Annotated in this window: 1 protein-coding gene; it reads left to right on the plus strand. The window is 63.3% G+C overall.

Annotated features, from left to right (window positions below; all coding sequences use genetic code 11):
* Positions 1 to 9: 9 nt before the first annotated feature.
* On the plus strand, positions 10 to 354 hold a 345-nt coding region (locus ON29_RS37890; protein ID WP_373283943.1), incomplete at its 3' end, for an IPT/TIG domain-containing protein.

Raw genomic sequence — 354 nt, forward strand, 5'->3', positions numbered from 1 at the left:
GGGACGAACCTGACCGGGGCCACAGCGGTCACTTTCGGTGGCACACCGGCTACTTCGTTCACAATCAACTCCGCGACACAGATCACCGCCGTCGCACCCGCCGGAACAGGAACCGTTCAGGTCACCGTCACCACCGCGGGCGGAACCAGTAATGGGGTGTCCTACAGCTACATTCCCGTACCGACTTTGGCCACGGTGGTTCCCAGTGCGGGACCAGTGACCGGCGGAACAACGGTGGTGCTGACCGGAACAGGATTCACCGGAGCCACAGCGGTCACTTTCGGTGGCACACCGGCAACTTCGTTCACGGTCAACTCCGCGACGCAGATCACCGCGGTCGCACCCGCTGGTACA

Origin of the sequence: Nocardia exalbida NBRC 100660 (assembly GCF_000308575.1) — a bacterium.
GTDB classification, from domain to species: Bacteria; Actinomycetota; Actinomycetes; order Mycobacteriales; family Mycobacteriaceae; genus Nocardia; species Nocardia exalbida.